Annotated in this window: 2 protein-coding genes and 1 pseudogene; all 3 read left to right on the forward strand. The window is 36.9% G+C overall.

Features of this window, described 5'->3' with window-relative positions:
- Window positions 1-172 precede the first annotated feature (172 nt).
- The 3 genes and pseudogenes from AB1630_13035 (at window position 173) to AB1630_13045 (ending at window position 1,355) form a co-directional block, all read left to right on the forward strand.
- Window positions 173-436, forward strand: coding sequence for a cupin domain-containing protein (locus tag AB1630_13035; GenBank protein ID MEW6104711.1), 264 nt, complete (start codon window positions 173-175; stop codon window positions 434-436).
- Window positions 437-450: 14 nt separating this feature from the next.
- Window positions 451-1,251 carry a methyltransferase domain-containing protein gene (locus AB1630_13040; protein ID MEW6104712.1) on the forward strand — a complete coding sequence of 267 codons (801 nt, stop codon included), beginning with the start codon at window positions 451-453 and terminating at the stop codon, window positions 1,249-1,251.
- Window positions 1,248-1,355: pseudogene (locus AB1630_13045) on the forward strand (DJ-1 family protein). The gene AB1630_13040 and the pseudogene AB1630_13045 overlap by 4 nt, the downstream one beginning before the upstream one ends.
- Window positions 1,356-1,651: the final 296 nt, after the last annotated feature.

Below are 1,651 nucleotides of genomic sequence, written 5' to 3' on the forward strand. Positions count from 1 at the left end.
CGTCCCCTTCTTTAATATCGGCAGATTTGGTATTTTTCTTAAATATTTCTTTTCTTTTTGTTTTTTTAACAATAATCCATTTTATCTTATTGTTTATATAGATTTGTAAAAAGTTGGGGAAGTTCTGTGGAATGCCCATTCAATCTTTAAGGGTGTTTTTCTGAAACACCTTGTGAAGGGTGAGGCTACGAATGGCAAATTCAGCTGCCATCTGGTTAAGGTAGAATCCGGTTGTGAAATTGGAGAACATATTCACGGAGACAAATGGGAATTGCATGAGATTATCGGTGGTAATGGTAAAGGTATTCTTGCAGACAAAGAGATACAATATGAACTTGGGGTTTTCGTTGTGATTCCTGAAGGCGTAAAACACAAGGTTATCGCGGGAGAGGAAGACCTGTATTTGCTGGCAAAATTTGTTCCCTCCTTGGTTTAAGAGAAGATTCTTCTTTGAGAAGAGGGGATAAAAATATGTATAAATGGGATGCAGAGGATTACCACAAAAGCTCCTTTGAGCAACAGAAATGGGCAAAAGAACTTATATTAAAACTCGCTCTCAAAGGAAATGAACGGGTTTTAGATATTGGCTGTGGAGATGGCAAAATTAGTGCTGAAATTGCTGAAAAATTACCAAGGGGTTCAATTTTGGGTATAGATAGCTCTTTTGAGATGATTAGCTTTGCAAAGGATAACTTTTCTTCAAAAAATCTTGCCTTTCAATTACAGGATGCAAGAGGGATGAATTTTATCAGTGAATTTGATGTTGTTTTTTCTACCTCTACCCTTCATTGGGTCATTGACCATTTGCCAGTTCTCAAGGGAATTAAAAGGAGCCTGAAGCCAGGTGGGAGAATTTTGCTTCAAATGGCTGGCAAGGGGAACGCTGCCAAAATCATAGAGGTTTCAGAAACAATTGTAAATAGTAAGAGGTGGAATGAATATTTTACTGATTTTGCTTTCCCCTGGGGTTTTTATGGAACAGATGAATACAATGTTTGGCTGAAAGATGTTGGGCTTAAAGTAAAACGGGTTGAATTAATCCCAAAGGATATGATTCATAAAGGAAAGGAAGGGCTATCTGGATGGATTCGGACAACCTGGCTTCCTTATACCCAAAGGCTGCCCGAAGAACTACGCGATGAATTTATTGGGGAGATAGTGGATAAATACATTAAGGATTATCCACCCGACAATAAGGGTTTTATTCATATTCAAATGATGAGATTGGAGGTAGAAGCAGAAAAATTATGAAGAAAGTATTACTTTTTCTATGTAATGGCTTTGAAGAATATGAAGCCAGCGTGTTTACTGATGTTTTAGGCTGGAGTAAGGCATATGGAGATATTTCAGAAGAAAGCAATTGGCAGAATTGGGGCAGAGGTTCTTAATCAGGATATTGTTGTGGACGGAAATATTATTACCTCTTCCTCGCCTGCAACTGCCCTAAATGTCACATTTAACCCAAAATCCCGCTTGTTTTATAACTAGGTTATATTGATGAAAGGGATATTTATGTCAAAATTTTTAGTAACTATTCACCCTATAGGGAAATAAGGAATGTATATGTTTAGATAATGTTAAGGAAAATAATGAAGCCAAAGAATAAAAATCCCAATGTCCAAATCCCAATGACAAATGAAATCCCAATGTC

The sequence above is a fragment of the bacterium genome, from assembly GCA_040753555.1.
Lineage (GTDB): Bacteria > UBA9089 > UBA9088 > UBA9088 > UBA9088 > JBFLYE01.